7 protein-coding genes are annotated in these 6,000 nt (G+C 67.5%); 3 read left to right on the plus strand and 4 right to left on the minus strand.

The genetic code is table 11. The features are described from left to right. Positions 1–98: 98 nt before the first annotated feature. Both ACYQ1Z_RS09265 and ACYQ1Z_RS09270 read left to right on the plus strand, forming a co-directional pair. Positions 99–476: a winged helix-turn-helix transcriptional regulator gene (locus ACYQ1Z_RS09265; protein ID WP_459792221.1), complete on the plus strand. Its 378-nt coding sequence runs from the start codon at positions 99–101 to the stop codon at positions 474–476. A 207-nt stretch (positions 477–683) separates the two neighbouring features. Further along, positions 684–947, plus strand: coding sequence for a hypothetical protein (locus ACYQ1Z_RS09270; protein WP_459792222.1), 264 nt, complete (start codon positions 684–686; stop codon positions 945–947). 10 nt (positions 948–957) lie between these two features. Here the strand turns inward: ACYQ1Z_RS09270 and ACYQ1Z_RS09275 are convergent, their stop codons facing one another. Together ACYQ1Z_RS09275 and ACYQ1Z_RS09280 are read right to left on the minus strand one after the other, a co-directional pair. After that, positions 958–1,707, minus strand: a complete 750-nt coding sequence (locus ACYQ1Z_RS09275) for a 3-hydroxybutyrate dehydrogenase (protein WP_459792223.1) — start codon at positions 1,705–1,707, stop codon at positions 958–960. A 46-nt stretch (positions 1,708–1,753) separates the two neighbouring features. Then, entirely contained in the window at positions 1,754–3,136 is a 1,383-nt protein-coding gene (locus ACYQ1Z_RS09280) for an MFS transporter (RefSeq protein WP_459792224.1), read from the minus strand. Positions 3,137–3,262: 126 nt separating this feature from the next. On the opposite strand from ACYQ1Z_RS09280, the gene ACYQ1Z_RS09285 reads away from it, so the two are divergent. After that, entirely contained in the window at positions 3,263–4,159 is an 897-nt protein-coding gene (locus ACYQ1Z_RS09285) for a LysR family transcriptional regulator (protein WP_459792225.1), read from the plus strand. Here ACYQ1Z_RS09285 and ACYQ1Z_RS09290 read toward each other — a convergent pair. Both ACYQ1Z_RS09290 and rfaE2 read right to left on the minus strand, forming a co-directional pair. Further along, positions 4,156–5,115: a spermidine synthase gene (locus ACYQ1Z_RS09290; RefSeq protein WP_459792226.1), complete on the minus strand. Its 960-nt coding sequence runs from the start codon at positions 5,113–5,115 to the stop codon at positions 4,156–4,158. The genes ACYQ1Z_RS09285 and ACYQ1Z_RS09290 overlap by 4 nt on opposite strands. 68 nt (positions 5,116–5,183) lie before the next feature. Next, positions 5,184–6,000 (minus strand): D-glycero-beta-D-manno-heptose 1-phosphate adenylyltransferase (gene rfaE2 / locus ACYQ1Z_RS09295; protein ID WP_459792227.1); only part of this gene is annotated, 817 nt, incomplete at its 5' end.

The following is a 6,000-nucleotide window of genomic DNA, read 5'->3' on the forward strand; positions in this document are numbered from 1 at the left end:
AAGGCTTTCGAAGGCATAACTCCCCTCCCTCCGCATTACTTCCCGAGGGAGAGTACGCACTTTGAAGTAAGGTACTGACTGCGAGGTAAGCTGGTCGCATGGAAGCAGCAGCGCATCCGGCACCCCTGCCGGTAAGTTTTGCCGACGGCGTGTTCCCGGCCGGCTGCCCCAGCCGGGTCCTGCTGGACCACATCACCAGCAAATGGGGCGTGCTGATCCTGGTCGCGCTGTCCGAGGGCGAGCAGCGCTGGAGCGACCTGCGGCGGCGGGCGGAAGGCATCAGCGAAAAGATGCTCGCGCAGACCCTGAAAACGCTTGAGCGGGACGGCCTGGTGAGCCGGAAGGCACAGCCGGTCATTCCCCCGCGCGTGGACTACAGCCTCACGGACAAGGGCTACGAGCTCACAGAACTCCTGGTCCCGCTGGTGGAATGGGCGTTCGACAACGCAGGGGACATCATCAACGGGCAGCGCTGAATGCTTTCCCCCTGATGGACCAAGGCCGCCGGTCCGCAAGTAGTGACGCCGCCAAAGTCGAGTACTTGTTACTGGTGTGACTCATGTGACCAGCGCATAGCTTTGGCGTACGGTGCCGGCCGGAATAGGAGGACCATCCTCTGCTGGGAGCGTTCCGCCCATGCACCGCCAAGGGACGGCAGCCTGCCGCTCAAGGAGTTGGTGTGCATGGTCAGGAATGAGCTGCAGGATCCGTCCGGCTTGGGGCAACCCGTCAGCCTGGGCACGGTGGTGGCCAGGACCTGGATCCGGCTGCGGCGCAGGTTCCGGTCCTGTTCGCCATACCGGGTGGGAGACGCCGTGGTGGGAGACGACCCCTTCAACGGAAGGCGCGAAGGCGTGGTCATCTCCCACCGGGGAACCTCCGTGGGCGTCCACACTGCCGCCGGTGTCTTCTTCTACGACCACCGGATGGTGAAGCCCCACGATTAAGCGGACGGCGCTACTTGGCCGACCACCCGCCGTCCATTGTGTAGCTGGCGCCGGTGACCATTCCGGCCTTGTCCGAGGCAAGCCACGCCACGAGGGACGCCACCTCCTCGGGTTCCACCAGGCGCTTGATGGCTGCTTCGGTGAGCATCACCTTGGCCAGCACCTCGGATTCCGGGATACCGTGCACCGCGGCCTGGTCAGCGATCTGCGACTCCACCAGCGGCGTCCGGACGTAGCCCGGGTTCACGCAGTTGGACGTGACCCCGTGTTCCCCGCCCTCAAGCGCCGTCACCTTGCTAAGCCCTTCAAGGCCATGCTTGGCGGAAACGTACGCGCTCTTGAACGGGGAAGCACGGATGCCGTGCACGGATGAGAGGTTGATGATGCGGCCAAACTTGTTCGCATACATGTGCGGCAGCGCGGCCCGGATCAGCAGGAACGGCGCCTCAAGCATGAGGGTGAGGAGCCGGCGGAACTGCGCCGGCTCGAAGTCCTCGATGGGGCTGATCCGCTGGATCCCGGCGTTGTTCACCAGGATGTCGCAGTCCAGGCTCACGGTGGCGAGCGAGTCCACGTCCAGCAGGTCAACGGCCCAGGACGTGCCGCCCACCTCGTCGGCGAGGGCCGCTGCCGCCGCACCGTCGACGTCGGCCACCACCACTTTCGCCCCGCGGGCGGCGAGTTCCCTGACGCAGGCAGCGCCGATGCCGCCGGCGCCGCCAGTCACGAGTGCCTTCCGGCCGTTCAGTTCGAGTTCCATCCCAATATCCTTTCCTCAGTGCACGCTGTCCAAGGGAGCCGGCAGCTCAGCGCGTGTGCGCCGGCAGCAGTCCCTCTCGTGCGGCGTCGGCCTTGTCCACGTCTTCCAGTGCGATCCCCTTGGTTTCGCGCAGGCTGACCACAGCGAATGCAGTGACAGCGCAGGCGACCACGAGGTAGCTGGCGGTTGGAACCCAGGAGCCGGTGTCCTTCAGCCACTGGGTCGCCAGCAGCGGGGCCAGCGAGCCGGCGAAGATGGAGGTCACCTGGGATCCGAGCGAGACGCCGGCGTAGCGCATCCGGGTGGGGAACAGCTCAGCCATGATGGCGGGCTGGCCGGCGTACATAAAGGCGTGCAGGCACAGGCCGATGGTCACGGCCAGCACGATGATGACGGCGTTGCGGGTATCGAACATCGGGAAGGCGAAGAACGGCCAGGCGGCTGCGGAGACGGCACCCGCAAGGTATACGGGCTTGCGGCCCCAGCTGTCCACCAGGCGCCCCACCTGCGGGATGACCAGGAAGTGGATGACATGGGCGATCAGCAGCGCCAGCAGCAGCGACGATGTGTCGTACTTGTGGACGTTCTTCAGGTAGACGATCGCGAAGCTGACCACCAGGTAGTACATGATGTTCTCGGCGAACCGCAGGCCCATGGCCTGCAGTATGCCCTTGGGGTATTTGCGGATGACCTCGCCGACGCCGTAGCTGACGGCCTTTTCCTTCTCCACCAGTTCCTTGGCTTCGAGGAAGATGGGGGCCTCGGTCACGTGGGTGCGGATGTAGTAGCCGACGAAGACGATGACAGCGGAAAGCCAGAAGGCGACGCGCCAGCCCCAGCCCAGGAAGGCTTCGCTGCTGAGGATGGTGGACATCACGAACAGCACAAGGGTGGCCAGCAGGTTGCCCACAGGCACGGCGGCCTGGGGCCAGCTGGACCAGAAGCCGCGCGACTTGTTGGGGCTGTGCTCGGCCACCAGCAGGACAGCACCGCCCCACTCGCCGCCCAACGCGAAGCCCTGGATGAAGCGCAGGAACACCAGCAGCGCGGGGGCCAGGTAGCCGATATCGGCGAAGCCGGGGAGGCAGCCCATCAGGAAGGTGGACACGCCGATGATCACGATGGTGAGCTGCAGGGTGGGCTTGCGGCCCAGCTTGTCGCCGATCTGGCCGAAGACGATGCCGCCGAGCGGGCGGGCCACGAAGCCGACCGCGTAGGTGATGAACGCCTGGATGATGCCGTCGAGTTCATTGCCGGTGGAAGGGAAGAAGTACTTGCCAAAGACCAGGGTGGCGGCGGTGGCGTACAGGAAGAACTCGTACCATTCCACCAGCGTGCCCACCATGGAGGCGGCCACGATCTTCTTCAGCCCCGCCCCTTTGGCTGCGGACCCGGCGGCTTTGCCCGCCGGGCGTTGCCCTACGCTCACTGGATTCTCCTTCGCGTCCACGTTGACACGTGCTGTGATCCACAGCACCGACTCCCCTGAGTATTGCTGCACAAACATGCCGCTTCAATGGCCAAAGCGGCACCACATGTGTGCAGAATTGCAGATATGAATGCGAACCCGGATGACCTGCTGGTCCTGCTCGCCGTGTCCCGCTCCACCAAATTTACGACGGCGGCCCAGGCCCTCGGCTTGAACCACACCACTGTTTCGCGCAGGATCGCAGCGCTGGAGAAGGCGCTCGGCGGCCGCGTCCTGGCGAGGGCTGCCGGGGGCTGGGAACTGACGGACCTTGGTGCGGAGGCCGTGCGGGTCGCCGAACAGGTCGAGGCGGTCCTGGCCACGCTGGGACCGGAGGGCAAGGCGCCGGACCCCATTACCGGCGTCGTGCGCATGACGGCGACGGACGGCTTCAGTGCCTATATCGCCGCGCCTGCGGTGGCGCGGCTGCGGCGGGAGCACCCCGGGTTGAGCGTTGAAGTGGTGACCATGACCCGGCGGGCCCTGCAGCAGCGTTCGGGACTGGACATTGAGGTGGTGGTGGGCGAGCCGCAGGTGCACCGGGCCGAGGCGGTCAGGCTGGGCGAGTACAGGCTGGGGATGTACGCCTCGCGCGCTTACCTTGCCGAACATGGCACGCCCGCAACGGTGGAGGAGTTGAACCGCCACCCGCTCGTCTACTTCGTGGATTCCATGCTGCAGGTGGACGATCTCGACGCTCCCCGCCGGCTGGTTCCGGCGATGCGGGACGGGCTGACGTCCACCAACGTCTTCGTGCACGTGGAGGCGACCCGGGCCGGCGCCGGCGTCGGGTTCCTGCCCTGCTTCATGGGCGACCTGCACGATGACCTGGTCCGCCTGCTCCCGGACGAGATCGGCGAACTGCTCCCCTACTGGATGGTCCTCCGGCCCGACTCGCTGCGCCGGCCCGCCGTCGCCGCTGTCGTCCAGGCGCTGCAGGAGCAGGTGGCCGCCCACCGGGAGAAGCTGCTGGGGCGCGGCTAGGACCCGACCACGGGGTCGTGGCGGATGGGGGTGCCCGCGGCGAAGGCGCGGACCTGAGCGTCGTTCCAGATGTGGGCCGGGACGGCGCCGCCCAGGAGCCGCCGGGCGAGCTGCGGATCGTCCCCGAATGGAACGTCGCTGCCGGCCATGACCATGTTCCCGTAACGGCGCCCCTTGAGCATGGCGGGGTCGGCGATGATCAGGGTGTGCGCGAAGGCGGCGGCGATGGTGGCGGCGTCCTCGCGGGCGTTCAACAGGCTCGGCGCGTCACCGGAGTTCGCGACGTACAGGCCGCCGGGTGCCAGGACCCGGCGGACGTGCTGGTTGAACTCGGCGGTGGTCAGCGGACGCGGGGTGAAGGCGCCGGCGAAGACGTCGCGGATGATGAAGTCCCGTGTATCGGGTGTGAGGGTTTCCGTCACCTCGCGGGCCTCCCCCACGCGGATGCGCAGCAGCGGCGCCTTGGGGAGGTCGAACCAGCCGCGCACATATTCGGCCAGTTTTCCGTCGAGTTCCACCACCACCTGGCGGGCGTCGGGGTAGGCGGCGGCAAAGTACCGTGCCATGGAGCACGCGCCGCCGCCCAGGTGGAGCCCGCGCAGCTTGTGCTCGTGCAGCCCCCGGAGCTTGGGCCGGGTCCCGGCGGCGTCCGACGGCGGCCACCGCGACTCGATGAGCGCGGCCATCCACCGCATGTACTCGAAGTCCAGGAACAGCGGGTCGGCGAGGTCGATGTGCGAGCTCATCACGCCGTTGATTTTCAGCAGCCAGCCCGTGGAGTTGTCCTGGTCCGCGATCAGCTCGCAGTCGCCGGTGTCGATGTAGTAGACTCCCTCAACCGGCCCGGCGGCCCTGGCCGCTTTGGCCGTCTTCTGCGGCAGCTCAGGAACGGCCGCCCCCGGCCGGCTGCCTGGCCTTTCCCGTTTGGAACCTCCTGACCTTCCGCGTTTCGCCATTACCCGCACCACGCTTCAGTCATGCTTCAACCCTAGTTGACCCCTTCCGCCCTGCCTGAATGTCCGGGTCACTCCCCGGAGACCTGCAGCGCCGCTCCCTCGCCGTCCCGGATCCGGTTGACCACGGCGGTGGTGGAGCGTTCGGCGACGTAGTCCAGGATGGCCACCCGGCCGCCGTACTCCTCCACAGCCGGGGTCTCCGCCAGCATCTCCGGTGTGTAGTCCCCGCCCTTGGCGTAGACCTCGGGCCGAAGCTGCCGGATCAGCGGCTCGGCGGTGGGCGTGTCGAAGACCGTCACGTAGTCCACGCAGCTGAGGGCAGCCACGACGGCGGCGCGGTCACCCACAGCGTTGATGGGCCGGCCGGCACCCTTGAGCCGCCGGACCGAGCCGTCGCTGTTGAGCGCCACCACCAGGATGTCACCGAGTTGCTTGGCCTGGTTGAGGTACCGGGTGTGGCCGCTGTGAAGCACGTCGAAGCAGCCGTTGGTCAGCACGATCCGCTGGCCCTGGGCCCGGTGGGCTTCCAGCTGCCGCTGCAGTTCGTCGGCGCCGAGTGCGGTATCCGCGAACGCGGCCAGGTACCGGCTCAGCTGTTCGGTGCTGCAGACCGACGTGCCGGGCTGGTGCACCACAACATCGGCGGCGGACTGTGCCAGGTCCAGGCTGGCCGTGAGCGGCAGGCCTGCGGAACGGGCAAGCGTGAGCGCCGCGACGAACGTGTCGCCGGCGCCGGATGCCTGTTTCTCCGCAGCCGGACGGGCCCACGTGCGGTGCCTGACGCCGTCGGGAGTCACGAGCACGGTTCCGTCGCGGTCCAGCGTAACCACCACGGCCCGGGCGCCGGTGGCCGCCAGCAGCGCCCCGGCGTGCCCGCCCACCGCC

It is taken from the genome of Arthrobacter sp. AD-310, assembly GCF_054656615.1.

Coding starts and splice junctions, on each gene's coding strand:
- ACYQ1Z_RS09265 (WP_459792221.1), top strand. CDS start 99: ATGGAAGCAGCAGCGCATCCGGCACCCCTGCCGGTAAGTTTTGCCGAC.
- ACYQ1Z_RS09270 (WP_459792222.1), top strand. CDS start 684: ATGGTCAGGAATGAGCTGCAGGATCCGTCCGGCTTGGGGCAACCCGTC.
- ACYQ1Z_RS09275 (WP_459792223.1), bottom strand. CDS start 1,707: ATGGAACTCGAACTGAACGGCCGGAAGGCACTCGTGACTGGCGGCGCC.
- ACYQ1Z_RS09285 (WP_459792225.1), top strand. CDS start 3,263: ATGAATGCGAACCCGGATGACCTGCTGGTCCTGCTCGCCGTGTCCCGC.
- ACYQ1Z_RS09290 (WP_459792226.1), bottom strand. CDS start 5,115: ATGGCGAAACGCGGAAGGTCAGGAGGTTCCAAACGGGAAAGGCCAGGC.